Annotated in this window: 24 protein-coding genes; 12 read left to right on the top strand and 12 right to left on the bottom strand. The window is 58.1% G+C overall.

Translation table 11 applies throughout. The features are described from left to right. Positions 1–377: 377 nt before the first annotated feature. A complete protein-coding gene (locus K787_RS0110910) occupies positions 378–1,901 on the bottom strand; it encodes a fumarate hydratase (RefSeq protein ID WP_022962845.1) in 1,524 nt (507 codons plus the stop codon). Positions 1,902–2,190: 289 nt separating this feature from the next. On the opposite strand from K787_RS0110910, the gene K787_RS0110905 reads away from it, so the two are divergent. The 3 genes from K787_RS0110905 to K787_RS0110895 are packed head-to-tail and all read left to right on the top strand — an operon-like array spanning position 2,191 to position 5,089. After that, positions 2,191–3,315, top strand: a complete 1,125-nt coding sequence (locus tag K787_RS0110905; RefSeq protein WP_022962844.1) for a GGDEF domain-containing protein — start codon at positions 2,191–2,193, stop codon at positions 3,313–3,315. Continuing rightward, positions 3,308–4,285 carry a 2Fe-2S iron-sulfur cluster-binding protein gene (locus K787_RS0110900; RefSeq protein WP_022962843.1) on the top strand — a complete coding sequence of 326 codons (978 nt, stop codon included), beginning with the start codon at positions 3,308–3,310 and terminating at the stop codon, positions 4,283–4,285. Before K787_RS0110905 ends, K787_RS0110900 begins: the two co-directional genes overlap by 8 nt. A 39-nt stretch (positions 4,286–4,324) precedes the next feature. Beyond that, a complete protein-coding gene (locus K787_RS0110895; protein ID WP_022962842.1) occupies positions 4,325–5,089 on the top strand; it encodes an enoyl-CoA hydratase in 765 nt (254 codons plus the stop codon). 191 nt (positions 5,090–5,280) lie between these two features. On the opposite strand, the gene K787_RS0110890 is transcribed toward K787_RS0110895, so the two are convergent. Beyond that, entirely contained in the window at positions 5,281–6,441 is a 1,161-nt protein-coding gene (locus K787_RS0110890; protein WP_022962841.1) for a phospholipase D-like domain-containing protein, read from the bottom strand. Positions 6,442–6,454: 13 nt separating this feature from the next. Then, positions 6,455–7,237: an oxygen-binding di-iron domain-containing protein gene (locus K787_RS0110885; RefSeq protein WP_022962840.1), complete on the bottom strand. Its 783-nt coding sequence runs from the start codon at positions 7,235–7,237 to the stop codon at positions 6,455–6,457. A gap of 183 nt (positions 7,238–7,420) precedes the next feature. Between K787_RS0110885 and K787_RS0110880 the strand changes: the two genes are divergently transcribed. Both K787_RS0110880 and K787_RS22805 read left to right on the top strand, forming a co-directional pair. Next, positions 7,421–8,173 (top strand): GNAT family N-acetyltransferase, encoded by a 753-nt coding sequence (locus K787_RS0110880; protein WP_022962839.1) that lies wholly within the window; start codon positions 7,421–7,423, stop codon positions 8,171–8,173. Continuing rightward, positions 8,137–8,994, top strand: coding sequence for a lysophospholipid acyltransferase family protein (locus K787_RS22805; protein WP_152486824.1), 858 nt, complete (start codon positions 8,137–8,139; stop codon positions 8,992–8,994). The genes K787_RS0110880 and K787_RS22805 overlap by 37 nt, the downstream gene beginning before the upstream one ends. Here the strand turns inward: K787_RS22805 and K787_RS22800 are convergent. Together K787_RS22800 and K787_RS22795 are read right to left on the bottom strand one after the other, a co-directional pair. Then, positions 8,925–9,563, bottom strand: a complete 639-nt coding sequence (locus K787_RS22800; protein WP_022962837.1) for an acyl carrier protein phosphodiesterase — start codon at positions 9,561–9,563, stop codon at positions 8,925–8,927. The genes K787_RS22805 and K787_RS22800 overlap by 70 nt on opposite strands. Then, positions 9,563–10,465 (bottom strand): coiled-coil domain-containing protein, encoded by a 903-nt coding sequence (locus K787_RS22795; RefSeq protein ID WP_022962836.1) that lies wholly within the window; start codon positions 10,463–10,465, stop codon positions 9,563–9,565. The genes K787_RS22800 and K787_RS22795 overlap by 1 nt, the downstream gene beginning before the upstream one ends. 231 nt (positions 10,466–10,696) lie before the next feature. Here K787_RS22795 and K787_RS22790 point away from each other — a divergent pair, with 231 nt between their 5' ends. Continuing rightward, the gene (locus K787_RS22790) at positions 10,697–11,056 is read left to right on the top strand and encodes a hypothetical protein (RefSeq protein WP_022962835.1); all 360 of its coding nucleotides are present in this window, start codon (positions 10,697–10,699) and stop codon (positions 11,054–11,056) included. Here the strand turns inward: K787_RS22790 and K787_RS22785 are convergent. Continuing rightward, the gene (locus K787_RS22785) at positions 11,015–12,046 is read right to left on the bottom strand and encodes an NAD-dependent epimerase/dehydratase family protein (RefSeq protein ID WP_022962834.1); all 1,032 of its coding nucleotides are present in this window, start codon (positions 12,044–12,046) and stop codon (positions 11,015–11,017) included. The genes K787_RS22790 and K787_RS22785 overlap by 42 nt on opposite strands. A gap of 179 nt (positions 12,047–12,225) precedes the next feature. On the opposite strand from K787_RS22785, the gene K787_RS0110850 reads away from it, so the two are divergent. After that, entirely contained in the window at positions 12,226–13,278 is a 1,053-nt protein-coding gene (locus tag K787_RS0110850; RefSeq protein WP_028614847.1) for a saccharopine dehydrogenase family protein, read from the top strand. Between the two features lie 6 nt (positions 13,279–13,284). Here the strand turns inward: K787_RS0110850 and K787_RS0110845 are convergent, their stop codons facing one another. Continuing rightward, positions 13,285–14,169, bottom strand: a complete 885-nt coding sequence (locus K787_RS0110845) for a LysR family transcriptional regulator ArgP (RefSeq protein ID WP_022962832.1) — start codon at positions 14,167–14,169, stop codon at positions 13,285–13,287. 130 nt (positions 14,170–14,299) lie between these two features. On the opposite strand from K787_RS0110845, the gene K787_RS0110840 reads away from it, so the two are divergent. The 3 genes from K787_RS0110840 (at position 14,300) to K787_RS0110830 (ending at position 18,033) form a co-directional block, all read left to right on the top strand. Continuing rightward, positions 14,300–14,896: a LysE/ArgO family amino acid transporter gene (locus tag K787_RS0110840; protein WP_022962831.1), complete on the top strand. Its 597-nt coding sequence runs from the start codon at positions 14,300–14,302 to the stop codon at positions 14,894–14,896. A gap of 225 nt (positions 14,897–15,121) precedes the next feature. Further along, on the top strand, positions 15,122–15,703 hold the full coding sequence (sodB, locus tag K787_RS0110835) for a superoxide dismutase [Fe] (RefSeq protein WP_022962830.1): 582 nt from the start codon (positions 15,122–15,124) through the stop codon (positions 15,701–15,703). Between the two features lie 260 nt (positions 15,704–15,963). Then, positions 15,964–18,033 carry a GGDEF domain-containing phosphodiesterase gene (locus K787_RS0110830; RefSeq protein WP_022962829.1) on the top strand — a complete coding sequence of 690 codons (2,070 nt, stop codon included), beginning with the start codon at positions 15,964–15,966 and terminating at the stop codon, positions 18,031–18,033. Positions 18,034–18,035: 2 nt separating this feature from the next. Here the strand turns inward: K787_RS0110830 and K787_RS0110825 are convergent, their stop codons facing one another. After that, entirely contained in the window at positions 18,036–18,968 is a 933-nt protein-coding gene (locus K787_RS0110825) for a GIDE domain-containing protein (protein WP_022962828.1), read from the bottom strand. Then, positions 18,965–19,546 (bottom strand): LemA family protein, encoded by a 582-nt coding sequence (locus K787_RS0110820; protein WP_022962827.1) that lies wholly within the window; start codon positions 19,544–19,546, stop codon positions 18,965–18,967. The genes K787_RS0110825 and K787_RS0110820 overlap by 4 nt, the downstream gene beginning before the upstream one ends. 198 nt (positions 19,547–19,744) lie before the next feature. Here K787_RS0110820 and K787_RS0110815 point away from each other — a divergent pair, with 198 nt between their 5' ends. Next, complete coding sequence (locus K787_RS0110815) at positions 19,745–20,857, top strand: efflux RND transporter periplasmic adaptor subunit (RefSeq protein WP_022962826.1); 1,113 nt, start codon at positions 19,745–19,747, stop codon at positions 20,855–20,857. A gap of 12 nt (positions 20,858–20,869) precedes the next feature. After that, on the top strand, positions 20,870–23,902 hold the full coding sequence (locus K787_RS0110810; RefSeq protein ID WP_022962825.1) for a multidrug efflux RND transporter permease subunit: 3,033 nt from the start codon (positions 20,870–20,872) through the stop codon (positions 23,900–23,902). A 42-nt stretch (positions 23,903–23,944) separates the two neighbouring features. Here the strand turns inward: K787_RS0110810 and rpoS are convergent, their stop codons facing one another. The 3 genes from rpoS to K787_RS0110795 form a co-directional block, all read right to left on the bottom strand. Beyond that, positions 23,945–24,952, bottom strand: a complete 1,008-nt coding sequence (rpoS, locus tag K787_RS0110805; RefSeq protein WP_022962824.1) for an RNA polymerase sigma factor RpoS — start codon at positions 24,950–24,952, stop codon at positions 23,945–23,947. A gap of 187 nt (positions 24,953–25,139) precedes the next feature. After that, the gene (locus tag K787_RS0110800; protein ID WP_022962823.1) at positions 25,140–25,949 is read right to left on the bottom strand and encodes a peptidoglycan DD-metalloendopeptidase family protein; all 810 of its coding nucleotides are present in this window, start codon (positions 25,947–25,949) and stop codon (positions 25,140–25,142) included. 78 nt (positions 25,950–26,027) lie between these two features. Continuing rightward, positions 26,028–26,936 carry a polyprenyl-phosphate transporter gene (locus K787_RS0110795; RefSeq protein WP_028614842.1) on the bottom strand — a complete coding sequence of 303 codons (909 nt, stop codon included), beginning with the start codon at positions 26,934–26,936 and terminating at the stop codon, positions 26,028–26,030. Positions 26,937–26,970 lie beyond the last annotated feature (34 nt).

Raw genomic sequence — 26,970 nt, 5'->3', positions numbered from 1 at the left:
TGATTTCGTTGCTTTTGGAACGGGATGGAGATGGGAGTCCAAATAAATATCGTGCTGAAAGTCTATTGGCTCGAATTGCAGAAGAATCAAAGATAACACCCGAGCAAATCGAACAAGCTCAGGCGTCTGCTGCAGAGTGGAAAGCCAACCACCCGCCACTGTCCTTTTTTCCGCACATACTCGACCCGCTGGATAACTGAAGCCTGATGTTTTGCACTATGGGGAAGTGCCGTTGTTGCACCACTGGCGGCAGGTGGCCAAGGCGCGTTAAACACGCTTTGTCATAGCCCAATAAAAAAATCCCGGCACTGGCCGGGATTTTTTTGGATCGCACTCAATGGTTTGAAGCGCATATTACCGCGCTCTTTACCGCGCTCTTACTGCACCTCTACCGCCAGACTCTCAGCAATCTTCTTCTGCCAGATCGCCGGGCCGGTAATGTGTACGGACTCGCCCTGGGTATCAACGGCCACGGTCACGGGCATGTCCTTTACCTCGAACTCGTAGATAGCTTCCATACCCATTTCCGGGAAGGCCAGCACTTCGGCTTTCTTGATCGCCTGCGCTACTAGGTAAGCCGCACCGCCGACGGCCATCAGATACACCGCCTTGTAATCCTTGATCGCCTCGATCGCAATAGGACCACGCTCGGATTTACCGATCATGCCTAACAGGCCGGTTTGATCGAGGATCTGCCGGGTAAATTTGTCCATCCGCGTGGCGGTAGTCGGGCCAGCCGGCCCAACCACTTCGTCGCGTACTGGATCGACTGGGCCAACGTAATAGATAAAGCGGCCTTTCAGATCAACCGGCAGTTGTTCGCCGTTGTTCAGCATCTCGACCATGCGCTTGTGCGCGGCATCCCGGCCAGTAAGCATCTTGCCGGACAGCAGTACGGTTTCACCGGTCTTCCACTCCAGCACATCGGCTGGGGTCAGGGTATCCAGATTGACCCGACGCACGCCGGTGCCGACTTCCCAGGTAATGTCAGGATAGGCGTCCATGGGCGGCGGCGTAAGAATCGCCGGGCCACTGCCATTCAGGGTGAAATGCGCATGGCGGGTCGCTGCGCAGTTGGGGATCATGCACACCGGCAGGCTGGCGGCGTGGGTCGGGTAATCCTTGATCTTGATATCCAGCACCGTGGTCAGACCGCCCAGGCCCTGGGCACCGATGCCGAGCGCATTGACCTTGTCCATGATCTCCAGACGCAGCTCTTCCACGCGGTTCTGCGGGCCGCGCTTGCGCAGCTCGTGAATGTCGATGGAGTCCATCAGCGATTCCTTGGCCAGCACTGCAGCCTTCTCGGCAGTGCCACCAATACCGATACCGAGCATACCCGGCGGACACCAGCCAGCACCCATGGTCGGTACGGTTTTCACTACCCAGTCAACGATTGAGTCAGAGGGGTTGAGCATGACCATCTTCGATTTATTCTCAGAGCCGCCACCCTTGGCCGCGACATGGAACTCGACGGTATCGCCGGGGACCATCTGGTAGTGAATCACCGCAGGCGTGTTGTCCTTGGTGTTGGTGCGCTTGCCCGCCGGGTCGGCCAGAATCGAAGCCCGCAGTACGTTCTCCGGCAGGTTGTAGGCGCGGCGTACGCCCTCGTTAATCATGTCGTCCAGGCCCATGGTCGCGTCATCCCAACGCACATTCATACCGACCTTGACGAATACTGTGACGATGCCGGTATCCTGGCAGATCGGCCGGTGGCCGGTCGCGCACATGCGTGAATTAATCAGAATCTGCGCCATCGCGTCCCGTGCAGCGGGCGACTCCTCACGCAAATAGGCCTCATGCACGGCCTGGATAAAATCCACCGGATGGTAGTAGGAAATGTATTGCAGCGCGTCAGCCACGCTCTGGATAAGGTCGTCTTGCTTGATTGCGGTCATGCTCGGCCAGGCTCCTCTTCGGGTGCGATTTGGCTAGACGCTGAAAACAGATCAATGCAGCGTTGCCAGCTTCACGGACATCAGTGGCGCAGGATGTAAAGCGCGCCGTGACGATCAGGGTGCTGGAGTATACCTTAGCTTCGACATGGCGGCAGTCTTCCGCCAATAGCTTTGTTTAATCAATGGCAAAGAGGCCATATAAAGGACTGTATGAATAAGGGCTATGCAAAGAGCAGCCGCGAGGATAAATTGACATCAAAGTGCCAGCACCGATAAGGAAGGGCATCGCGTGACCGACAAGGATGACAACACAGCCAAATTTCAGGCTATCCGCCTGCAGCGCTTCTATCTGGCCCAGCTCAATTACCTGATTACCTTTGTGGTGATCGGCGCGGCCTGGTTGGCCGGGCAATACAATGCCAGCGCGACGATGGCAGCCAGCCATGTGGTGCTCGGCGCGGCCTTGCAGCTGGCGATATTCTGCATGCTCAAAAGCGGCCTTAATCTGCGCTTCAAGGACCCCAGCCTGACCAGTCCGCAGATCATCGTCGCGATGTTCCTGCTAACCTACCTGCTGGCGTTCTCCGGCGAATTTCGTGGCAGCCTGATCATGATTTACCCGATCATTCTGATGTTTGGTGTCTTTCAGTTATCACGTTCGGCATTCTTTCATCACGCCGGCCTGGCGCTGCTGCTCTACAGTGGATTGATTCTGTACAGCACGCTGACCGGCAGCAATACCCAGCCAGTAAGCGTACACATGCTCGAATGGTTTGTATTGGCCTGTTTCCTGGCCTGGTTGAGCTTTTTCTGTACCTATATTCGCGAGCTGCGCGAGCGCCTGTTACGTCGGCATAACACCTTGCAACTGCACCAGGAAACCCTCAAGGGCATGATGGGCCAGCTGCAGAACCTGGCCGATACTGACAGCCTGACCGGCCTGATCAACCGCCGTTTTTTCCTCAAGGAAGCGCAACGACGCATCAACCTGCTCGGCCCCATGAACAAGCTCGGCATCGCCCTGATCGATCTGGACAATTTCAAGGGCATCAACGACTGCCATGGCCACGCCACCGGTGACGCCGTGCTGCAAGGCTTCGCCACGCTCGCAAGCAAGAGCCTGCGGGATCAGGACATGGTCGCCCGCTTTGGCGGCGAGGAGTTCATTCTGCTGCTGAACAATGCCGACCTGGCCACCTTGCACCAGTGCGTGGAACGCCTGCGCAAGGCCTTTGCCAGCACCCAATTTGAAGGCCTGCCTGATGGAGAACATTGCACCTTTTCCGCAGGGCTCTGCCTGATCGCTGCCGAACAGGATCTGGAAGCACATATTCACCAAGCCGATGAAGCGCTGTATCGTGCCAAGGAAGCCGGACGCAACCGTTCGGAGACCCACGAGGCGGCTTATGCCTAAGATTTACTTGGCCGGCACTCCGGTGGCCGGCACTCCGGTGGCCGGCACTCCGCTGGGCGACCAAGAGTTTGTCGTCCAACCTGATAGCAACCTGCTGGACGCCCTGCTTGAACACGGCCACAAGGTACCCTGGTCCTGCCGTTCAGGGCACTGCCAAAGCTGTCTGGTGCAGGCCAGGCCGGACGAAGCGCCCAGCGCCGCTCGGTCCCTGCTAAGTCCTGAACAGCAGTCCAAGGGCTGGCTACTCGCATGCCAGTGCCTGGTGCAGCAGGACATGCACATCAGCCTGCATGACCCGACAACCGATGGCCTCCCCGCACGCATCAGCGAGATGCGCTATCTGGCTGACGACATACTGCTGTTGCGCTTGGCCCCAGAGCGACCCTTGCGCTTTCGTGCCGGCCAACACCTGGTGTTATGGCTGGACGCTAGCCTGGCACGACCCTACTCCATCGCCAGCCTGCCGGCCGACGGCGAGCTGGCATTTCACCTGCGGCTGCATGCACAAGGGGCTTTTTCCAATGCAATCCGCCAATGCCAGCTCGGCGATAGGCTCTATCTGGGATCTGCAGCAGGGCACTTTCATTACGACCCTGCCTGGCAGGATACGCCGCTGTTAATGCTCGGCAGTGGTACAGGCCTGGCGCCCTTGCAGGCGATCGCCCGTGATGCACTCCTGGCCGGGCATGAAGCGCCCATCACGGTCTGGCACTGGTCGCGGGCGGATACGCCATGCTATCTGACGCAGCCGCTACTCAAGCTGGCCGATCAATATCCGCAGCTCAGGCTGCACTTGCGCAGCCGCGCCGAACTGCCGTCTGATTTGACACAACTGCGCCTTGCTTCGCGCAAGACCCTGGCCTTACTCTGCGGGCCGCCTGCTTTTATCGAGCAACTGCGCAAACCGCTATTCATGGCGGGCCTGCCGGGCCGCCAGATACTCGACGAAGCCTTTATCAGCCGCCAATAATCACTTGGCGGTGCCCTTGACTATTTTCAGGAGCTACCCGTGAGCCAACACCTGCTGATCGACCGCAGCGACGCTGTTCTGACCCTGAGCATGAGCCGCCCCGACAAGAAAAACGCGTTGACACGTGATATGTACAGCGCCATGGCCGAAGCAATTAATAGCGCTCAGGTCGACGACAGCCTGCGCGCAGTGATCATTCAGGGCAGCGAGAGCTGCTTTACCAGTGGCAATGATGTCAGCGACTTTATCAACGTACCGCCGTCCGGTCCGAACAGCCCGGTGTACGATTTTCTCAAAGCTATTTGCCACGCGACAAAGCCGCTGATCGCTGCGGTCAATGGTCCTGCCGTGGGCGTTGGCACTACCCTGCTGCTACATTGCGACTTGGTGTATGTAGCCGTAGACGCCAAGCTGAAAATGCCCTTTGTAAATCTGGGTCTGTGCCCCGAGGCCGGTTCCAGCTTCCTGCTGCCGCGCCTGCTAGGGCATTTGCGCGCTGCCGAGCTGTTGCTGTTGGGCGAGACCATCAGTGGCCAAAGGGCCGCCGAAATCGGTCTGGCTAACCACGCACTGCCGGCCGGTCAACCGGTTCTGGATGCCGCCCGGGCTGCCGCGCTTCGCATCGCCGAATTGCCGCCCAGCTCGGTTCGTTTGAGCAAGCAATTGATCAAACAAGGGGTGACCCAGGTTGCCGAGGAAGTCATGCAACGCGAGGGTGACTATTTTGCTGGCTTGCTGAAGGGGCCGGAAGCACGGGAAGCGCTGACGGCGTTTATACAGAAACGTAAGCCGGTATTTAACTGAGATCTGAGCTTTATAAAGCATTCGCGCATGCCTCAGCACTCTACCGGGAAGCTGGGCAAGCGCCTTGCTGGACCGTCTGCGCCCTGGACGGGCGCGGATAAGCCCCCAGGGATGGGTTCACCGCGTGTCCAGCATGGTGCTTGCCCGGCTGCACGTCGCGCCCACTTCGCAGGCGGGGGTTTTCTGAACATTCAACCCTTGATATCAAACCACAACATCACCAATCGGTTGATCTGCCCCCATACGCGGATCTTCAACCGGTGCGGCCAGGGCAGTTCGCGCCATTGCGCCAACGTCCATTCCTTGCTCTGGGTAAAATCAGTTTCGAAACTGGCGGTCACCTCGCGATTCAAATCGACATCCACCGCCTGATGGTTCGCCTCCAGATTCCAGTGCAGCGTCCAATGATCGAAATTACACGAGCCCAGTGACACCCAATCGTCTACCAGCGCCGTCTTGAGGTGCAGAAAGCGCGGCTGATACTCGTAGATGCGCACACCGGCCTTCAACAATCTGCTGTAGAAACGCTGGCCGGCATAGCGAATCTGCGGATGATCAATGCGCTGACCGCAGAGCAGCAAACGTACATCCACACCGCGACGTGCGGCGCGCTGTAACGCGCGGCGTATACGCCAAGCCGGCAGGAAGTACGGGGTGGCCAGCCAGACCCGCGAGTCTGCTCGCCGCACAGCTGCCAGCAAGCCGTTGAGCACTTCCTTGCCATGCCTTGAATCGATATAGGCAACCCGGCCGTAGCCGGAATCACCCTGCGGATGCGGTGGTACGCTGACCTTGCGACGTAATTGCAGGCTATTCCCTGTCAAGGGTTGCGCAGCCCTTTCCCACTCCCGATCAAAAAGATCCTGCCAGTCGGCCACTACAGGCCCTTCCACCAATAACATCTGCTCGTGCCATTCGGTTTGTCCGCTGGCATCTGCCTGGCAGAATGGGTCGCTCAAGCCCATGCCACCAACCATCACCCGCAAACAATCAACCAGCACTATCTTGCGGTGGTCACGGTAGAAGTTGTGCGAGCCGAAGCGCCAGTTCAACGGATTGTAAAAACGCAGATCCACGCCTGCGCGCCGCAACTGCTCGCGCTCGGCCTTGACAAAATCGCGGCTGCCGCCCGCATCGAACAGGCAACGTACCTGCACGCCCCGCTGCACCGCTGCAATCAGTACCTGAATCAACTTGGCAGTAACTTGCCCGGAGGTGACCAGATACATTTCGATATCTATCCTTTCGCGCGCCTGCTGTAGCTGCTCGAGCAATTCCGGGAAAAAATGCTCGCCGTCGACCGTGAGCCGATGGCTGTTGCCCCTGCGCCAGGGATAGGTAGTGCCTGTCATGCCATGCCTTACATCAGGGAATGCGATAGTCGGCCTGGGTCAGCAGGTCCAACCCGCATTCGAGCTGGCTGATCCAGTCCAGAAAAGCATCAATCATATCAGGCCCGACAAAAGGCCGCCCGTGCTGCGGTACGATCATCTTCGGCTGCAACTGACGGATCATGTTGGCCCACAGGCGGCAGGCCTTGTTGCCGGCCATATAGCGTCGGTGAAAGCCCTCCATGTTCGGTATATGCAGCGCAAAATCGGTGACCGGCTCGGCGTCATCAACCATGGACGCGCCCATGTCGCCGGAAAACAGAATACCGCTAACCGGATCAAAAAATTGCAAGTTGCCCACCGAATGCAAAAAATGCGCAGGTAATGCCTTGATGACAGTCTTGCCCAGGGCAATATCCTGCCCGCGGTCCGGTACTGCGATCATGCGTTCGGTGGTGCTCATACCCTGGCTTCGCGTCAAGTAACCAGCAGACAGATGGGGCAGAAAGCGCGCCCACAATCGTGAGCAGACCACTCGGCAACGGGTATGCAAAAACCACTTATCCAGGGACGCGATAATATCCGGATCCTGATGCGAGGCGAACACATAGGTCAGATCCTGCAGCGGAATATAACGGCTCACTGCGAGCGACAGCGGCATATAGGTCAAGTCACCGCCCGGATCCAGCAGGGCATGTTCGTTGCCATCAATGATCAGAAACTGATTGGACTGCACCCCGTCGCCCGTTACCAGTTGGTCAAAGCAAAGCACCTTGTGAGCACCATTATCGAACAGCACTCTAGCTGGAGCATTCATCTCGATTACCTATGACAATCTGTGGCCGATCTTTATAAGTCAGCCTTGAGTGACACGCACTGACCTGCATCAACAGAGCCCGCCGCTGTAACACAACCGCCACCAAAGTTTCACGGCGCTGACACCCCAGTGCCATAGCCTCGATCTGGAAACAACCCGAGGCTGTCCCGACGGAGGTGCCCCATGTCAAACGCTGCGCTTGCCATAGAAACAACCCAAGAACGCCACCTTATTGTGGAACTGGTGCAGGACCGCGCCTGCCTGAGAGCAGCGCAGGCGCTGCGCTTTCAAGTGTTCAGCGAGGAATGCGGCGCGCAACTGGCTAACGCGGAAAGTGGCCTGGACCAGGATTTGTTTGATCTTCACTGCGAACATCTGGTGGTGCGCGACCGCCACACCGGCGTCATCGTCGCCACCACACGCCTGCTGGACAGCCAACGGGCGCGACTCGCTGGAGGCTTCTACAGCGAGGGCGAATTTCAATTGGTCGGGCTGAAGCAACTGCGCGGCGACATCCTCGAAATAGGCCGCACCTGCGTACATGCTGACTACCGTAACGGCGCCACTATCTCGGTGCTGTGGTCGGGCATTGCGCAACTGATGAATGAACGGCACTACACCTATCTGATGGGCTGCGCCAGTGTCGGCATGGGTGATGGCGGGATCCAGGCGCACGCGGTTATGCAGCGTCTGCGTGAGCGCTACCTGTGCCGCAACTGGCTGAATGCTATTCCCCGCCTGCCGATTCCTGAAATGGACCTGCCAGATAATGTCACCGCACAAATGCCGCCCCTGCTAAAAGCGTATATGCGCCTGGGCGCGAAAATCTGCGGCGAGCCCTGCTGGGACCCCGAGTTCAATGTTGCCGACGTCTTTATTCTGTTGCGTCGGGAGCAGCTGTGCTCTCGCTATGCTCGCCACTTCAAGACGGCATGATGCACAAGGAAACCACTACCAGGCTGCGGGTATTCGCCAGACGGCTCTGGCGCATACCCGCCGTGGCATTCTGGATAGGCTGCGGCCTGTTGCTCAGCCTGGGTATGGCGCTGCTACAAAGCCTCAGTGCAAAGCCTCTCGACGCTCGACGCCAACAGCTGGCAGGCTGGTGGATGCGCGGTCTGATACGCTTGCTGCCGGTGCAGGTACGCTGCCATGGCCAGCCTGCAACGGGCACCCGACTGCTGGTCAGCAATCATGTTTCCTGGTTGGATATCGTGATTATTGGCGCCCATGCGCCGGTACATTTTCTATCCAAGGCGGAAGTACGCCACTGGCCGGTAATCGGCTGGCTGGCCGCAGCCGCTGGCACGCTGTTTATTCAGCGCGGGCAGGCGAGCGGCAGCGCCTTGCAAGAACAATTGGCCGCTGCGCTACAGCAGGGCCGCAGCCTGGTGATCTTTGCCGAAGGCACTACCACTGCCGGGGACCAGGTTCGCACCTTCCACGGCCGGCTACTGAGTTGCGCGATAGATTCAGCCACACCAATACAGCCAGTCGCGCTGGCCTATCGGCAAAATGGCCAGCCTGACAGGACCGCGCCTTTCATCAATGACGATGAGTTCTCAGCGCACCTGCTCGGCCTGCTGGGCAGCCCGACCATTACCGTGGAGTTGCACTTTCTCGACGACCTGCAGCCTGACAGCGGAACCCGCAATCAGCTGTCCAGAAGCGCCCAATCAGCGGTGAGTCAGGCCTTGGGGTTGACCGACGCAACAGTCAAGGCAGAAACTTTTGCGCCAGTCAGCTCGGCAGCCTGATCCGTCGCGTACGCCATCACCTGCGGCATGTAGGCCATAAAATCAGCCTTGAACCCGGCGTAATCGTGCTCAAGCTCTATTGCCGAGCCCGGCAAAGGATTGCTGCGCTTAAGCCGTAGAGAAATAGCGTCCAGCGCCCGATGCAGGCTGGTCAGCCGGGCGTAACTGCATAGCCAATCGTGCTCGGCCATGCGACTGATGGTGGGCCAAGCCTGCTCGGGGATTAGCGGCTGCTGATCCAGCAGCACGGCATAAATATCCTGGGTAAACTGCTCCAGAGGCTGGTCGGAGAAGGTCTGCCAATGACTGGCGAGCAAATGATCGTAGAACATATCAATCATGATGCCGGCATAACGCCGCCGTTCCGGGCTGACACGCTCGCGGCTGCGCTGCACCAGCGGGTGGGCGTCGGTAAAACTGTCAATCCGACGGTGCAGCCAGATCCCCTCACGCACCCCCTGGGGTAGATCCAGACGCCCAACCGGACCCCGGACAAAATCACCGAGCAAACTGCCCAATGCTTGCTCGGGATCTTTGGGGCCAAGAAACAGGTGTGCGAGAAAGTTCATTAGGGCGTGGATACCTGCCGCTGCAGATTGGTCAGTTGAGTTTGCAGGGTATTGATATTACGGTTGACCTGAACCCGGAAGCTGTCGATGGATTCAAGCGCATCCTGGGTAGTACTCAAACGCTGATCAATTTCCGAGCGCAGCACCAACAACTCCTGATCCAGGTTCACCGCCTGACGGTTGGCCGCGAGGATTTCAAATTTTGACTCCAGGCTGGCGGTTCTTGCTTCCTGACGTTTCAGTTGCTGCTCTAGTTGGGTTAGCTGGCCCACTTCGCCGTTAAGCGCATTCAGCGTTTTTTCCAGCTCGGTAGCCGCTGACCGCGCGTCACTGGCCCGCTGATCAAGCGCGCTCAACTGCTCCCCTTGCGAAGCCAATTGCTGCGCCGCTGTGTCTGCGCTGGCTTCCTGCTGATCCAGTCGCGCGAGCAAAGCGCGCTCGCTGGCACGCGCAGTTTCCAGGCTGGCAGCCTGGCTTTGCACTTGCTTGGTCAACTCGCCCAGCTGCTTTTCCAGCCGCTGTAACTGCGCTGTACGGGCCTGCTCAGCCTCGCTGCGCGACGATTCAGTGGCGCTGACTTTACCGGTGATATCCTGAATACGCCCGGCAGCGTCTTCACTAATTCGGGCAAAGCTGTTTTGCGTCGCGACCAACTGCTGACGCAACTGGGTTTGCTGTTGATGGCTCCAATAACCAAAACCGATCAACGCCAGCGTCAGTGCAGCGCACAATGCCCAAAGCGCTCCGTTACCCTGGGCCGCAGGCTCCGGTCGTAGCGGCCCACGTATAGTTTCAGCGCCCGTGTCGCTGCGATAAGGCTCTTGGTCATTTTCCGCCACGGGTTCATGGTCATCCGTTGCCCGAAAACTCGGCAGGTCGTCATCCAGATCACGCCCTTTCATGTACTACCCTCTTGTGCTCGTGATAAAAAAACGCTGCAAAATACCGCGCCAGAGCGGTGCAATAGTGCACCAGCAACTTGCAGCGGTAAGCCGGTAACGCGTATAGCTAAGGCCTCTGACCCGCTACAGGTCGCATAAATTCGTTATATCGCCAAATTGGTACATATTCTGCTTGCTAACCCGACGCTTGGCCAGACACCTTACCGTTCGCCAGGCCACCAGGGGGGCAATATGTTTACTGAAGCGCAATTCAATCGCAGCACGCTTGAATGCATGACCGCACTGCGGCGCCGACTCAAGCAGGAGCTCGGGGTGATAGTGCGACTCAGTGATGTGGATGCAGTCGAACACATGATTCGCCTCAGCCGGGATAGCCGCCTGGGCGATATCCGTGAGTTGGGTCTGCGCCTGGCAGACATGACTACGCCGACGGCAGAACCCGAATTGGCCACCCCGCTCGGCCAGGGTGCTATCGCCTCACGTCAACGTCTGCTGCATCAGGCACCCAGCACCGATTTTGACCCGCCACCGCCGTCCAGGCAAGACGAGTCAGCCCCCGTGCGCATCTATCGTGGACAGATAGTCCGCTAGCGCTGGCATCCCGGCCTGCCACCAATCGGCAAAGCGGGCAATACCCTGCTCGGTGGTCACCCTGGGCTCATAGCTCAGGTGCTCGCGTGCCGCACTGATATCCAGATTAAAGTCCCGCGCCATGACCGCCATGCCCAGGCGGAATAACGCTGGCTCAGGCTGGCCGGGAGTCAGTCGGGCTTTCAACTCCGCAACACTGGCCAACCCGTAGGCCAGTGCGTAGGGCATATGCCGCGTCAGCGGCGGCATGCCCAAGGTCCCAAGCAATTGATTGAAGGTGGGCCAGAACGCCACCGGTTGACCGTTGCTGATGTTATAGGCCCGGCCCAGCGCACTATCCGGCGCCTGCAACGCCAGCATCATCGCCTGACTGACATTTTCCACTGGGGTCAGATCCACGCGATTGTCACCTCGCCCTATAATCCGCAGCCTACCGCTCTGATGGGCACGCAGCAAACGCGGAAACACCGAGGTGTCACCCGCGCCGATCACCAGGCGCGGACGCAACGCAATGACTTCCAGGCCCTGACGCCCGGCGGCAAACACCTTCTGGTCGGCCAAATACTTGGTCGCACCGTAATGATCAAAGAAGCGCGGCGGCCGAAAATCCTCATGAATATTCCGGTGGTGCTGGCCGTCAAAATAGATTGAAGGTGATGACAGGTGTACCAGGCGAGGAATCCGCCGCTGCTGCGCTGCGGCAATTATATGCTCAGTCACGCGCACGTTGGCATCATGAAAATGCTGATAGCTGCCCCAGGTCCCCACCGCGCCGGCACAGTGCACTATGGCATCACAATCGGCACTGGCCTGTACGGCAAAGTCAGCATCGAGTAGATCCCCCGCGATACAATGCGCGCCCTGATCGGCCAACCATTGCATTGCCGTGACCTGGCGCCCGGAACAGACTACCTGCAACCCCTGCGTCAGTGCATGGGCAGCAAAGCGCCCACCAATAAAGCCACTCGCACCCGTGACCAGAATACGCATACCTACCTCGTTCTTTTTGTTATCGATGTGCCTGAGGGCAAAGCATACACCCGCTGCTGCACTGTGCCACTGGCGCTGCGCGGTGTCTGCCGTTAACCTCAAGGCCTGTTCAAGGCTTCAGTGCAGGACTTGGTTCAGTATCTGCGGCGCCAGGGCCGCATCATCAACGGGGAAGAGCTATGCAGGAATGGATGATATACGGTGCCAATGGCTACACCGGTACCTTGTTGGCGAGGGAGGCCTGCCAACAGGGACTCAAGCCAGTGCTGGCCGGGCGTAATCGCCGCGCGCTGGAGGCGCTGGCCGAAGAACTGCAGCTCCCCTGCCGGGTATTCGATCTGCGCAACCAGCAAGCCGCAAATGATGGCGTAAAAGGCATGCAGGCAGTGGCCCACTGCGCCGGCCCCTTCTCTGCCACCAGCCAGCCGATGATTGATGCCTGCCTGGCCAATCACTGCCACTACCTGGACATTACCGGTGAGATAGAAGTCTTTCTGGCGGCGCAAAAGCGCCATGCCGAGGCGGAAGCGGCGAATATTGTCATCTGCTCGGGCGTGGGTTTTGATGTGATACCCACTGACTGCCTCGCCGCAACACTGAAAACCCTGCTACCCGATGCAGACCGCCTGGCGCTGGGCTTCGATTCGCGCAGCGGCTTCTCCCCGGGCACGGCCAAGACCTCGGTAGAGGGGCTCAAATATGGTGGCAAAGTTCGAGAAAAAGATCAGATCCGCACTGTGCCACTTGCCTGGCAAAGTCGCGAAATCGACTTTGGCAACGGCACCAAGCATGCTGTGACCATCCCCTGGGGCGACATCGCTACTGCCTGGTTTTCCACTGGAATCGACAATATCGAAGTATTTATCCCTATGGCACCCAGCGCGGCTACCCGACTCCGGCGTCTGGACCGGCTACGGCCCTTGCTCGGTTTCGCACCCGTGCAAGCGCTGCTCAAGCTGTTGGTCGGGCGCAAAATCACCGGCCCCGACAGCCAGCAGCGGCTCAGCGCGCGCACCTTTGTTTGGGGCGAAGCGCAGAATCGGGCCGGCAAGAAAGTCACTGCCCGCATCGAAGTAGCCAATGGCTATGATGTGACCGTGCATGGCGTGCTGATGGCTGTTGAACATGTGCTCAAGGGCGTGCGGGCGCCGGGCTATTTCACCCCCTCGCGACTGATGGGCGATCACTGCATCGAAGCATTGCCGGGCTCCGGCAAGATACACATCAGTTAACCTGCTTCAACTAGCCAAAAGCCCCGGAACAGTCCTCTCCAACTGGCGGGTCAACTGCTCCAGCAGGCGCCCGCCGTTGCGCCAATAGTGCCAGTACAGCGGTACTTCAACGCCCTGTCCGGGCACGATCTCGCGCAACAACCCGCTTTCCAATTCAGCCGTAATCTGCAGCGCGGGCACCATGCCCCAGCCCATACCTGCGCGAAGCATGCGCACAAAACCCTCCGAAGAAGGGCAAAGGTGGTACGGAAAGTCGCCTGGGTAGCCACCGGCAGCAAGAAACCGATGCTGCAGCTGGTCATCTGGACCAAACACAATCGCCGGGGCATGGCTCCAGGCCTGGGCGTGCCACCCGGTAGGGAAGTAGCGACGTAGCAGATCCGCCCGCGCCACAGCCAAATAACGCATATCGCCCAGCTTCAGCGACCGGGCTCCCGCTACGGGGATCGGTGACGCGCAAACACAGCCAGCCACTTCGCCGGAGCGCATACGCCGCAGCCCCACATCCTGATCATCCGTCAACAGGTCAAGCAGCAAACCCTGTTGCTCACACAAGGGTGCGACCGCTTCAGCCCACCAGGTAGCCAGGCTGTCGGCGTTTAAAGCGATCCGCAAGCGCGTCTGCCCAGCGCCGTCCTCATCCATGGGCACGTCCTCCTGAAGATCGCGCTCCAGCAGCCGAACCTGTTGCATATGATTGAGCAGCCGCTGACCCACCGGCGTGGGCGCGGGCGGCGCTGTGCGCAGCAGGACTGGCGCGCCCACTCTGGATTCCAGCAGCTTGATCCTCTGCGACACCGCAGACTGCGACAACCCCAGCGCCACGGCGGCGCGTTCAAAACCACCCTGCTCAATGACTGCGGTCAGCGCCAGCAGCAACTTGTAATCCATACCCTTACCCCGTTTACATTAATTTTACTAATACTACATAACTATTATTCGTTTTCCTTATCTTGTCGGCTGGCCGAAGCTGTCCAGTATCAGTACGCGCTCTCTCCACAAACAGGACACCAGGATCAACATGTTCAATACCTATTTTACCGGCCTGTTTATCGCCACCAGCCTGATCATGGCGATTGGCGCACAGAATGCGTTCGTGCTGGGGCAGAGCCTTAAGCGCGAGTATCACCTCAGCGCGGCCCTGCTATGCATGATTTGCGACGCAGTACTGATCGCCGCAGGCACCTTCGGACTAGGCCGTCTACTGCAAGAGCATTCGCTGGCACTGGACATCACCCGTTGGGGCGGCGTCCTATTCCTGCTCGGCTATGCCTGCTTGGCGCTGCGCCGTGCCAGCCGCCCAACCACCCTGAGCACCCAGCCGACAGCGGCCCGGTCGCGGACCGCTGTGATCATGACTACCCTCGCGGTGACGTTACTCAACCCGCACGTTTATCTGGATACCGTAGTGCTGATCGGTGCCGTTGGAGCGCAGCAGGAACAACCTGCGCTATTTGCCCTGGGCGCTGCCAGCGGTTCAATCCTGTGGTTCAGCGCCTTGGCGCTGGGCGGCGCCTGGCTGGCTCCGTGGCTGAATCGTCCACATACCTGGCGCGTGATCGATATCGTCGTCGCCGGCATGATGCTGAGTGTTGCCTGGGACCTCGCAAGCGCCTGATCACAGTGCTACGCCAAGCTTATAACCACATGCTTGGTGCGTGGATAGAGTGCCCTTGGGATGCTATCATCAGAGCTTCCCGATCGCTTGGACGGGCAACGCCCAACTCACAAGAGGCGTCATCAGGCTGCCGGCCCAAGCGCCGCCAACCTGCCAGTCACAACGAGGATGAGTGCCACTTTCGCACCTTTTCCGGATCCTGATACCTGAAGATGGAGATATAACATGGCTTTTGAATTACCAGCACTGCCCTATGAGCAAACTGCACTGCAACCGCACATTTCAGCTGAAACGCTGGAATATCACCACGGCAAGCACCACAAGACTTACGTCGACAACCTGAATAACCTGGTGCCCGGCACCGAGTTTGAAGGCAAAAGCCTGGAAGAGATCATCAAGACCTCCAAAGGTGGCGTATTCAACAACGCAGCGCAGATCTGGAACCACACCTTCTACTGGAACTGTCTGAGCCCGAACGGCGGTGGCGAGCCCACTGGCGAACTGGCTGAAGCCATTAACAAGGCCTTCGGCTCCTTTGACAAGTTCAAGGAAGAGTTCAGCAAGACCTCCATCGGCACCTTCGGCTCTGGCTGGGGCTGGCTGGTCAAGCGCAGCGATGGCTCCCTGGCGCTAGCCAGCACCGTCGGTGCCGGCAACCCGCTGACCTCCGGTGACACCCCGCTGCTGACCTGCGACGTATGGGAACACGCCTATTACATTGACTACCGCAATGCCCGGCCGAAATATGTTGAGGCGTTCTGGAACCTGGTCAATTGGGACTTCGTAGCCAAGAATTTCGCCGCGTAAGACCCTCGTAATTGCTGCTCCAACACACCCCGCCCCGGCGGGGTGTTTTGTTTGTGTCTGATAAATGGCGCTGGCACTTTGACGCCAGTCAATTCATTGCCGATACTAAGCACATATCAAGACCCTTATTGACTGCTGACAGGGTGCTGAAAGAATACTGGTAGAGTATTCCTATAGTCAGAACGCAAAATGTGCGTTGCCGCTCACGAGATCCGCTGATGCGCTTGATGTCCTTCAATTAATGGTGGAATAACAAGACCTTGAAACCAGAGCGCCGCCACAGTCTATCGATCAAACTTCTGCGCCTAGTTCTGCTGTGGGCATTACTGGTCGGCATCTTGCTCAGTTGCGCGCAGATACTCTACGATCTGCAGAAGGAGCGGTCGCTGATCGACACCACCGCCGCGCAAATCCTGGCCATGTCCCGCGACCCGGCGACGCAGGCGGTATATAGCCTGGACACGGAAATGGCCATGCAGGTGGTAGAAGGCCTTTTCCAGCACCAAGCGGTGCGTTTTGCTTCTATCAGCCATCCTGATGAAGCGCCTCTCGCCTATCGCGAAGAGCCTATTACTGAGTCCCGATACCGGGCGGTCACTGATTGGCTATTTGGCGCCGAGCAAAGCTACAGCATTGAACTTCACGGGCGCGCTCCGTACAACGAGTACTACGGCGATTTGCGGCTGACGCTGGATACCCATCCCTTTGGTAACGAATTCCTGCAACGCTCCATGATCATCATGCTGTCAGGTATCCTGCGAGCGATGGCGATGGCCTTCGTGCTGTTTCTGATTTATCACGTGTTACTGACCAAACCCCTGGCAAAAATCATTGCCCATATCGCCGATATAAACCCCGATCAACCGGGCAAGATGCACATCCCGATGCTGCCCGGCCAAGAAAAGAACGAGCTGGGCATTTGGATCAACAAGGCCAATGAGCTACTCGATTCAATCAAGCGTAACAGCCATCGCCGGCGTGAAGCCGAGGCCAATTTGCTGCATATGGCTCAGCACGACACCCTGACCGGCCTGCCCAATCGCAGTATGTTGCAGGAACAGCTGGGACGGATCCTGATCGATGCCGGACGCCGCCAGCGCGGCGTAGCCGTGCTCTGCTGCGGCCTGGACGACTTCAAGGAAGTGAATGAGCAGTTCAGCTATTACTCTGGCGACAGCCTTCTGGTGGCGGTTGCTGATCGGTTACGCGGCAACAGCGGGCGACTCGGCAGCCTGGCACGTCTCGGCGGTGACCAATTCGCACTGATTCAAACCGGCATTAACGAGCCCTATGAGGCCGCCGAACTGGCGCAGACCATTCTCGACGACCTGAACCGGCCTTTCGAGCTGGGAGGGCACAGCATCAGCCTTCGCGCGACCATCGGAATCACCCTGTTTCCCGATGACGGTGACGACGCCGAGAAATTACTGCAGAAAGCCGAGCAGACGATGATGCTGGCCAAGGCACGCTCGCGCAATCGCTACCAGTTTTATATCGCTAGCCTGGACAGCGAAATGCGCATTCGTCGGGAGCTGGACAAAGACCTGCGCGGCGCCCTGAGTAGAAACGAATTTCATCTGGTCTATCAGCCGCAGGTCAGTTACAGCAATCACCGGGTAGTCGGGGTGGAGGCACTGATCCGCTGGCAGCATCCCGAACGCGGTCTGGTGCCGCCAGACCTGTTCATTCCGCTGGCTGAGCAGAATGGCTGTATTATCAGCATTGGCGAATGGGTACTGGAACAGGCCTGCCATCAGTTGAGCCTATGGCATAAAGAGGGCTTCAGCGATTTGCGCATGGCCGTCAACCTGTCCACCGTGCAGCTGCACCATAGCGAGCTGTCGAAGCTGGTAACCAAGCTGATACAGCGTTACCAGCTACCGGCTTACAGTCTTGAACTGGAAGTCACTGAAACTGGCCTGATGGAAGATATTTCCGCTGCGGCAAACCACCTCAGCAACCTGAAAAAGGCTGGCGTACTGATCGCCATTGATGACTTCGGTACCGGCTATTCATCGTTGAGTTACCTACGCGGGCTGCCGCTGGACAAGATCAAAATCGACAAGAGTTTTGTCCTGGACGTGCTCGTGGACGAGGACGATGCCACCATTGTGCGGGCCATCATTCAACTAGGCCGCAGCCTGAACATGCAGGTGATTGCCGAAGGTGTCGAGTCTGCGGCGCAGGAAGCCTACATCATTGATCAGGGCTGCAGTGAAGGTCAGGGCTACTATTACAGCCGACCGTTATCAGCCCCCGCGCTGGCTGACTGGCTACGCAACTACAATACCCGCACTACCACTGGCAAGGGCATCAAGCAGCAATTGTGAGTCTAGCCAGCAGAAAAGAGCGCCAGCCACAGGCTGCCACTGACCAAACCAGCTAGCACCAGAGCGAAAAGACTCCAGCCCGATTGCCGGCGCAATTGTTGACTGAGATGCTCCTCGTGGTGATCGGATAACAAGAACGGCAGACCTTTTACCTGGGGTTTAGCCAGCATGTGCACCACTGGGGCTTGACCTGCTGCTCGTATTTGCCGCGCCGCTTCCTGCTCTGCGGCGCGGCGCACCTTCTCCCACTCCTGCAAATCCAACCGACCGTCATTATTTTGGTCAAAGCGCGACAACAAATCCGTATAGTCAGCCTTCCAGTGACTGATTAGCTGACGCGCCACCGACTGGCTGTCGCTGGCTTCACGCCCGCCCCCACGACTTTGAAACCAGCCCAAGGCGTACAGCGTTTCGCCCTCGGCAAACCACTCCTCTGTATAGCGATAGCGGCTGCCAATCAGACTGCCCAGCAGGCCGGTCTGCAGCGCATGCCCCGCAGGCCAGCGGCGACGCCCCTCCCAGCGTCTGCGCTGACGCGGATGTACTTCTGCACCCTTAGGGTTGACCCAACAACTGCCGGTCTCGTCGCACAGCACAAAGGGCCTCTCAGACGCCCCCTGTTCAATCGTTCGCCACTGACTGGACTTACCGCTGCGGCGATATTCCTCGACTCGAAAGCGGTACCAAAGGCAATTTATTTCTGCCAGGGGCGAAATCAGCGGGGCGTGACCACCAGCCTCAAGCTGGCCTTTCAATTCGACCAAACCCTGAGCCGCAGAGCGGACCCGCGAGGTGGGCGTGTCCTCGACCCAGCGGGCTCGTCGCAGACGTGTCAGCATCCGGTATATCGCGTACAAGCTACCCAGGGTACTGAGAGCCAGAAGCAGATAAAAATGCATGACTGGCAACCACATTACGCCGTGCACATCGATCATGAAAACAGCGCCCGCATATCCACATCGGCCTTGTCGGCTTCGGCAAACTGCAACAGCTCAGCGGTCTCGAAATCAAAGACTCTGGCGATGATCACATCGGGGAACTGCTCGATACGTACGTTATTGATATTCACCGCAGCGTTATACAGCTCGCGACGATCGGCAATACCGGTTTCCAGTCCGCTGATGCGCTCATGCAAATGCTGAAAGGATTGACTGGCTTTCAAGTCGGGATAGTTTTCTGCCACCGCAAATAGCTGGCCCAAGCCCATACGCAAGGCTGATTCAGCCTGGCCCACGCCCTTTACATCAGAACGCTCGCGGGCCTGCGCCACCGCGCTGCGGGCCTGCACCACCTTTTCCAGCGTTTGCTGCTCATGCTGCATATAACGGCGACAGGCTTCGACCAGCTTGGGCAACTCATCGTGACGCTGACGCAGCAACACATCAATATTCGCCCAGGCCTGGCTCACCGCATGCTTGATGTTGACCAATTGGTTGTAGAGCATCACCGCGTACACCAGAACCACTATCAGTACCGCTACAGCCGCCAGAACAAAGGGGTTTGTCAGATCCATGAGCTTTTTATCTCCATACGCCAAAAAAAAGCTTCTGCACCCAGCGCGCAAAAGCCTGCTGCATTTATAGCGCAAGCAAGCAATGGCGGAAACACTCCAGGGTAAAGTCGAGGCCAATGGCATTGGAATTTACCCTGCTCCGGGGGATAATAGTTGGCCGTCCCTCTTCTCTGTATGAACATCAAAAGGATTTTCTTCATGCTGCGTCGTCTGATAGTGATGCTGGTCCTGGTTGCGCTCTTTATCTTGGCGCTGGCAGCCTACAAGTACTTTTCCATTACCCAGCAGATTGCCATGTTCAGCGCGCCGCAACCGCCCATCGAGGTTGCCGCGACCGAGGCAGTTGAAACTCAATGGCAGACGCGCCTGCCGGCTATCGGCACCATGACCGCCGCACTAGGTGTGGAGCTCACGGCTGAGGTCAATGGCACCGTCACCGAAGTGCTCTTTACCTCCGGCCAGCAAGTAGAAACCGGGCAACCGCTGCTGGTCATGAGTAGCGCTGTGGAGCAAGCCAGTCTGCAATCGGCCGAAGCCCAGGCCAACCTTGCCCGGTTGGAGTTCAAGCGTCAGGAGAACCTGCTGGCACGTCAGAGCATTTCCCAGAGCCAATTTGACCAGGCGCGTTCATCATTGCAGCAATCTACCTCGCAGGCGGAAGAGCTGCGCGCCATCCTGGCCAAGAAGCGCATTAATGCGCCCTTTGCTGGCCGTATAGGCATCAGCCAAGTGGATCCGGGCGACTACCTGTCGCCCGGGACCAGCATCGCCACCCTGCAGAATCTGTCCAGCCTGTTCGTCGACTTTTTCATGCCCGAGCAGTTCTATCCGCAGCTGGCCATCGACCAACTGGTCAGGATCAAGGTAGCGGCCTTCCCGGAACAGGCCTTTGAGGGTCAGATCGTTGCAATCAACCCGAAGGTCGAGGCCAGTACGCGTAACCTGCAGGTCAGAGCCCTGGTCGAGAACCCGGAGGAGCAGCTGTTGCCGGGCATGTTTGCCGAGCTTGAAGTCTTGCAACCGCTGGAAACCCCGCAGATCGTGGTTCCGGAAACCGCCATCACCTTCACGCTGTATGGTAATTCCGTCTATGTCATCAAGCCGCGCCTGGATGACGACGGCCAACCGCAGATGCACGAGGAAGAACCGGTGCTGGAGGTCGAGCGACGCTCGGTGACCACCGGCGACCGCCGCGACGGCCAGATAGTGGTACTGACTGGCCTGCAGGCCGGAGAGCAAGTGGTCACAGCCGGCCAGCTAAAGCTCGACAGCCAGACACGTGTGGTCGTTAACAACAGCAATCCACTTTAAGGCGGCCCTGGCATGGCATTTACCGATATTTTCATCCGCCGCCCAGTGCTGGCCACCGTGGTCAGCCTGCTGATCGTCTTATTGGGCTTGCAAGCGTTCAGTCAGTTAACGATACGCCAGTATCCGCAACTCGAGAATGCACTGATTACCGTCACCACCGCCTACCCCGGGGCCAATGCCGAGGTCATCCAGGGCTACATAACCCAGCCGTTGCAGCAGAGCCTGGCCAGCGCCGACGGCGTGGACTATATCAACTCGGTCAGCCGGCAAAATTTCTCCGTGATCCAGATTTACGCACGGCTGGGCGCGGATACCGACCGACTGTACACCGACATCCTCTCCAAGGCCGCCGAGGTACGTAACCAATTACCCCCCCAGGCCCAGGAGCCCGTCATCAGTCGTCAGGCAGCTGACTCCACCGCGCTGATGTACATCAGCTTTTACAGCGAGACCTTGAGCAATCCGCAGATTACCGACTACCTGTCGCGTATTGTGCAACCACGCCTGGCGACCCTGCCGGGTATCGCCGAAGCCGAAATCCTCGGGCGCCAAACCTTCGCCATGCGCCTGTGGCTGGATCCGACGCGCATGGGTGCCTATGAGGTGAGCGCAGAAGACGTCAATCAGGCGGTCAGCAAATACAACTACCTGGCCGCTGCTGGTGAGATCAAGGGCGAGTACGTGGTGACCAGCGTCAGCGCCTTCACCGATCTGAAGGACCCGGAAGCCTTCGGTGCCATTCCGGTCAAGACCAGCGGCGACACCCGCGTATTGCTGCGCGACGTGGCACGCATCGAACTGGGCTCGGAGAGCTATGATTCGATCAGCTTTTTCGACGGTATTCCTTCGGTGTATATCGGCATTCAGGGCACGCCGGGCGCCAACCCACTGGACGTGATCAAGGATGTGCGCGCCGCCATGCCAGCCATCGAGGCGCAGTTGCCTGGCGAGTTGCAGGCGTCCATCGCCTATGACGCTACGCTGTTTATCCAGTCGTCGATTGATGAAGTGATCAAGACCCTTGCCGAAGCGGTCGTGATCGTGATCATCGTCGTCTTCCTGTTCCTCGGATCGCTGCGCTCAGTCATCATTCCGGTAGTGACCATTCCATTGTCAATGATCGGCGTGCTGTTCTTCATGCAGTTGATGGGCTACTCGATCAACCTGCTGACGCTGCTGGCACTGGTACTGGCAATTGGGCTGGTAGTGGATGATGCGATCGTCGTGGTGGAAAATATTCACCGGCATATCGAGGAAGGCAAAACACCCTTTGATGCGGCGCTGACCGGCGCCCGCGAAATAGCTATGCCGGTAGTCGCGATGACCATCACGCTGGCTGCAGTGTACGCCCCCATCGGCTTCCTTGAGGGCCTGACCGGGGCGCTGTTCAAGGAGTTCGCCTTTACCCTGGCCGGTGCGGTGATTATCTCCGGCATCGTCGCCCTGACGCTGTCGCCGATGATGTGCTCCAAACTGCTGCGCCACGAAGCAAACCCCAGCGGCTTGGCCAGCCGGCTGGACAAGATCTTCGATAAATTGCAGGGTCGCTATCGACGCACTCTGAGCAGCAGCCTGAATACACTGGGCGTCACCCTGACCTTTGGTGCACTGATACTGCTACTGATTCCGCTACTGCTGATGTTCACCCGCAGCGAACTCGCGCCAGAGGAGGATCAGAGCATCATCTTCATGCTGGCCAATGCGCCGCAGACGGTCAACCTGGAATATCTGACGCATTACACCGATGAAATGAACAAGGTGCTCAAGCAGTTCGACGAATATGAATCGCACTTCCAGATCAACGGTATAGATGGCGTGCAAAGCGGTATCGGCGGCTTTCTACTGAAACCTTGGGATCAGCGTGAACGCACCCAGATGGAGCTGTTACCGGAAGTTCAGGCGGCGCTGAATAAAGTGGCTGGGTTACAGGTATTTGCTTTCAACCTGCCGTCCCTGCCAGGCACCGGCGACGGCCTGCCATTGCAGTTCGTGATCAACACGCCGAGTGACTACGAGAGTCTGCTGCAGGTCACTGAGACAATCAAGAACCGCGCCCAGGAAAGCGGCAAGTTCGCGTTCCTGGATATCGACCTGGCCTTTGACAAGCCCGAGGTAACGATAGAAATCGCCCGCGAGAAAGCCGCACAAATGGGCGTCGCCATGGAAGATATCGGCGTCACCCTGGCAACCTTGCTCGGTGAGGGTGAAATCAACCGCTTCACCATCGATGGCCGCAGCTACAAGGTCATCGCCCAGGTGGAACGTGCTTTCCGCGACAATAGTGGCTGGTTGAATCATTATTACGTGCGCAACAGCGCGGGCGTCATGGTGCCCCTGGGTACGCTGATCAATCTCGATCAGCGCGCACGGCCAACCCAGCTCAATCAGTTCCAGCAACTCAATGCTGCGCGGATTCAGGGCGTGCCCATCGTTAGCATGGGCGAGGCCCTGGCTACGCTGGAGGAGATTGCCGCCGAGGTGCTACCGCAGGGCTTCACCATCGATTACGCCGGCGCTGCACGCCAGTACAAGCAAGAAGGAGCGGCGTTATACCTGACCTTCGGGCTGGCCATGGCACTGATTTATCTGGTGCTGGCAGCTCAGTTCGAGAGCTTCCGTGATCCCTTGGTGATTCTGGTCACGGTGCCCCTGTCCATCTGTGGTGCATTGATCCCGCTGTTTCTCGGATTCTCGACGATGAACATCTATACCCAGGTCGGCCTGGTGACCCTGATCGGGCTAATCAGTAAGCACGGGATTCTGATTGTCGAGTTTGCCAATCAATTGCAGCGGGACCGGCAGATGTCAGTACGCGAAGCGGTGGAGGCGTCCGCCGCCATTCGTTTGCGTCCGGTATTGATGACTACGGCGGCGATGGTCTTTGCCATGGTTCCGCTGCTGCTGGCCCAGGGCGCCGGTGCGGTCAGCCGTTTTGATATCGGCATGGTCATCGCCAGCGGCTTGACCATCGGCACCCTGTTCACCCTGTTCGTATTACCGGCGGTTTACATCTGGATCAGCAAAGAAAAAACCCAGGTCGCCTGACCTGGGTTCTGATCCTGGTTCTGGTTCCAGCCGGGCAGTCGCCTACTGGAAGATCGACTCACCTGAGAGACCATGCTGCTCAAGAATTTCCCGCAGCCGCTTCAACGCCTCCACCTGAATCTGCCTGACGCGCTCGCGGGTCAGGCCGATCTCCCGGCCAACTTCTTCGAGCGTGCTGCTTTCATGGCCGCGCAAGCCAAACCGGCGGGTAACCACTTCACGTTGCTTTTCAGTCAACTCGGACAACCAGTTGTCGATACTGGTGTTCAGATCATCGTCCTGTAACAGCTCGCAGGGATCGGTAACGTGATCGTCGGTCAGGGTGTCGAGCAGGGTCTTGTCCGAGTCCGGGCCGAAGGCCATGTCCACCGAAGCGACTCGCTCATTAAGGCCGAGCATGCGTTTGACGTCCGCTACCGGACGATCAAGCAATTTGGATATCTCTTCAGGTGAGGGTTCGTGATCGAGTTTCTGGGTCAGCTCCCGCGCTGCGCGCAGGTAAATATTGAGTTCCTTCACCACATGAATCGGCAGGCGGATGGTCCGCGTCTGGTTCATGATCGCCCGTTCGATGGTCTGGCGGATCCACCAGGTAGCATAGGTGGAGAATCTGAACCCACGCTCCGGATCAAATTTCTCCACCGCCCGGATCAGGCCCAGATTGCCTTCTTCAATCAGATCCAACAAGGTCAGACCCCGATTGACATAGCGACGGGCAATTTTCACCACTAGCCGCAGATTACTCTCAATCATGCGCTTGCGCCCGGCAGCGTCGCCCTTCTGCGCCAAGCGCGCAAAATACACTTCTTCTTCTGGGGTTAGCAGCGGAGAAAAACCGATTTCATTCAGATACAGCTGAGTAGCGTCCAACTGCTTGGTAAATTCGAAGGCGTTTTCACGCTTGTGGGTGCGCGGTGTGACCACCTTGGCCCGAGGTACATCGCTGTGAGGTGCATCCATGTCCGCGTCCTCATCCCTGTGTTGACGTCCATCCGCAACGATATCGTCTTCGTTGTACTGGTTGGGCTCTTTATTATTATTCAATCCCATAACGCTTGCCCCGTTACAATTCGATCAGGTTTTCGCAATAGCCTTGCGCAGGCACTGCGCTTCACGCTCTACTATCAAGCAGCATCTGCGCGCTGCATACCTCACTTACCTACCAGACTGCATACCAAACTAAATTGTCACTATGACAGGCATATGTCGGTACTACCGCCGATCCGCATACCTGCAATCAAGACTTGGGCAAATAGCTCAAAGGGTCAACTGGCTGGCCCTTGCGGCGTATTTCAAAATGCAACTTGACACGGTCTGTGCCGCTACTACCCATCTCTGCTATGACCTGGCCAACCTTGACCTGATCACCCTCACTGACTAGCAGCTTACTGTTATGAGCGTAAGCGCTGAGATAGGTTTCATTATGCTTGACAATAATCATGTCGCCATAACCCAGCAACCCGCGTCCGGCGTACACCACAGCGCCGCTTGCGGCTGCTTTCACAGGCTGTCCCAATTGCCCGGCAATATCAATGCCTTTATTCAAACTCCCGTTTGACTGAAAACGCGACAGCAGCGGCCCTTGAACTGGCCAGGCCCAGCCTGCCACATTGACCGGCAGGCTGACGGTCTTGGCTGGCGCTGCGGGGCGCGCGGCAGGCGCTGCCACCTGGGTAGAAGTGCGCGCGGGCTGGCTGGTACGCGGTGGCGTACTGGCGCTGCGCGGGGCCGTGGGCCTTGCGGGCTGCGCTGCGGCTACCGTCGGCGCGCGGCCCGCTCCCAAGCGGATCTGTTGCCCAGGGTAGATGGTAAAGGGTTCGCGCAGGCCATTGGCGGCAGCCAGGGCTTTCCAGTCCCAACCATATCGAAAGGCAATCTGATAGAGCGTCTCACCGCGCTGTACAACATGCTGGCCCGAGGTCGTTGCGGGGACCCCGCGCTGACCGCCCCGAGCCCGATCATCTATGGGAGCCATTCCGCTGGGGCCGGCACAGGCAGCCAGCAGGGTAACCAGACCTAAAAGGCCCAGTTGTTTTATTCCGAACATGGCAGTTCGCAGATCAGACACACACGGCCCCAAAGCAAGGATAAATAATGGCTTTCACTAGTAGGGAGTAGCCTGGGGTTAATTCGTTGCACGGTTGCCCCACCACTCCAATAACAACACTAATACCACGGCCAGCAGCATCAACGCCAACCCACCTTGCCAATAGGCAGGCTCGCCTGTCACCGCCTGATAATGCTGCGGCCAGAGATTCGATTCGAGTAAGGGTACCTGCTCGCCCTGGCTGTTCTCGCGCCAGCTGACCACCTCTTTCCAGGGCCAGACCTTGTTTAACGATCCAACCAGCAGGCCGGTGAGAAAAGCCAGAGTAATATTGCGTGCATGCGCCAGCAACCAGGACAGCAGACGCGAGAAGCTCAGCAGACCAGCAACGCAACCTAGGGCAAAAACGCTGATCAGACTCAGATTGAAGTCCTTCACCGCCTCAAGCACCACCGCATACAAGCCCAGCAGGAGCAGGATGAAGCTGCCGGAAATACCCGGCAGGATCATTGCGCAAATGGCTATCGCGCCAGCCAAAAAGATCATCACCGGCGTCGCCGGCCACTGTAAGGGCACGGCCACCGTAATCAGATAGGCGAACATCGCCCCCAGCACAAAAGCACCTATCGTCCAGGCAGTCCAGCGATAGATCTGCCGCCCCACCAGCCAGACTGACACCAGAATGAGACCGAAGAAGAACGACCATAGCAGCTCGCTATGATTATCCAGCAAGTAACTGATCAGCCGGGCCAGGCTGGCGATGCTGGTGAGGATGCCAGCGAACAGGGTGAACAGAAAGGCGCCGTCAATAGCCTGCCAGGTCTCGCGAAAGCGACCGCGGGCCAACCAGATCAGTTTATTTGGCGTACAGGCTGCGATGGCGCCCAGCAGGCGGTCGTAAATCCCGCTGATAAAAGCAATGGTCCCGCCGGATACGCCGGGTACAACATCTGCTGCGCCCATGGCCATGCCCTTGAGAAACACCATGAAAAAAGCCAAAGGACGATTGTCGCTATTGTTC

The sequence above is a fragment of the Halopseudomonas pelagia CL-AP6 genome (assembly GCF_000410875.1).
GTDB classification, from domain to species: Bacteria; Pseudomonadota; Gammaproteobacteria; order Pseudomonadales; family Pseudomonadaceae; genus Halopseudomonas; species Halopseudomonas pelagia.
The sequence above is the reverse complement of the archived record's forward strand: the minus strand, read 5'-3'. Positions and strand labels throughout refer to the sequence as shown.

Bases quoted from the DNA above. Each gene is read 5' to 3' on its own strand.
- K787_RS0110910 (WP_022962845.1), bottom strand. From the start codon at position 1,901: ATGACCGCAATCAAGCAAGACGACCTTATCCAGAGCGTGGCTGACGCG.
- K787_RS0110900 (WP_022962843.1), top strand. From the start codon at position 3,308: ATGCCTAAGATTTACTTGGCCGGCACTCCGGTGGCCGGCACTCCGGTG.
- K787_RS0110890 (WP_022962841.1), bottom strand. From the start codon at position 6,441: ATGACAGGCACTACCTATCCCTGGCGCAGGGGCAACAGCCATCGGCTC.
- K787_RS0110885 (WP_022962840.1), bottom strand. From the start codon at position 7,237: ATGAATGCTCCAGCTAGAGTGCTGTTCGATAATGGTGCTCACAAGGTG.
- K787_RS0110880 (WP_022962839.1), top strand. From the start codon at position 7,421: ATGTCAAACGCTGCGCTTGCCATAGAAACAACCCAAGAACGCCACCTT.
- K787_RS22800 (WP_022962837.1), bottom strand. From the start codon at position 9,563: ATGAACTTTCTCGCACACCTGTTTCTTGGCCCCAAAGATCCCGAGCAA.
- K787_RS22795 (WP_022962836.1), bottom strand. From the start codon at position 10,465: ATGAAAGGGCGTGATCTGGATGACGACCTGCCGAGTTTTCGGGCAACG.
- K787_RS22790 (WP_022962835.1), top strand. From the start codon at position 10,697: ATGTTTACTGAAGCGCAATTCAATCGCAGCACGCTTGAATGCATGACC.
- K787_RS22785 (WP_022962834.1), bottom strand. From the start codon at position 12,046: ATGCGTATTCTGGTCACGGGTGCGAGTGGCTTTATTGGTGGGCGCTTT.
- K787_RS0110850 (WP_028614847.1), top strand. From the start codon at position 12,226: ATGCAGGAATGGATGATATACGGTGCCAATGGCTACACCGGTACCTTG.
- K787_RS0110845 (WP_022962832.1), bottom strand. From the start codon at position 14,169: ATGGATTACAAGTTGCTGCTGGCGCTGACCGCAGTCATTGAGCAGGGT.
- K787_RS0110840 (WP_022962831.1), top strand. From the start codon at position 14,300: ATGTTCAATACCTATTTTACCGGCCTGTTTATCGCCACCAGCCTGATC.
- sodB (WP_022962830.1), top strand. From the start codon at position 15,122: ATGGCTTTTGAATTACCAGCACTGCCCTATGAGCAAACTGCACTGCAA.
- K787_RS0110825 (WP_022962828.1), bottom strand. From the start codon at position 18,968: ATGATCGATGTGCACGGCGTAATGTGGTTGCCAGTCATGCATTTTTAT.
- K787_RS0110820 (WP_022962827.1), bottom strand. From the start codon at position 19,546: ATGGATCTGACAAACCCCTTTGTTCTGGCGGCTGTAGCGGTACTGATA.
- K787_RS0110815 (WP_022962826.1), top strand. From the start codon at position 19,745: ATGCTGCGTCGTCTGATAGTGATGCTGGTCCTGGTTGCGCTCTTTATC.
- K787_RS0110810 (WP_022962825.1), top strand. From the start codon at position 20,870: ATGGCATTTACCGATATTTTCATCCGCCGCCCAGTGCTGGCCACCGTG.
- rpoS (WP_022962824.1), bottom strand. From the start codon at position 24,952: ATGGGATTGAATAATAATAAAGAGCCCAACCAGTACAACGAAGACGAT.
- K787_RS0110800 (WP_022962823.1), bottom strand. From the start codon at position 25,949: ATGTTCGGAATAAAACAACTGGGCCTTTTAGGTCTGGTTACCCTGCTG.
- K787_RS0110795 (WP_028614842.1), bottom strand. From the start codon at position 26,936: ATGGTGTTTCTCAAGGGCATGGCCATGGGCGCAGCAGATGTTGTACCC.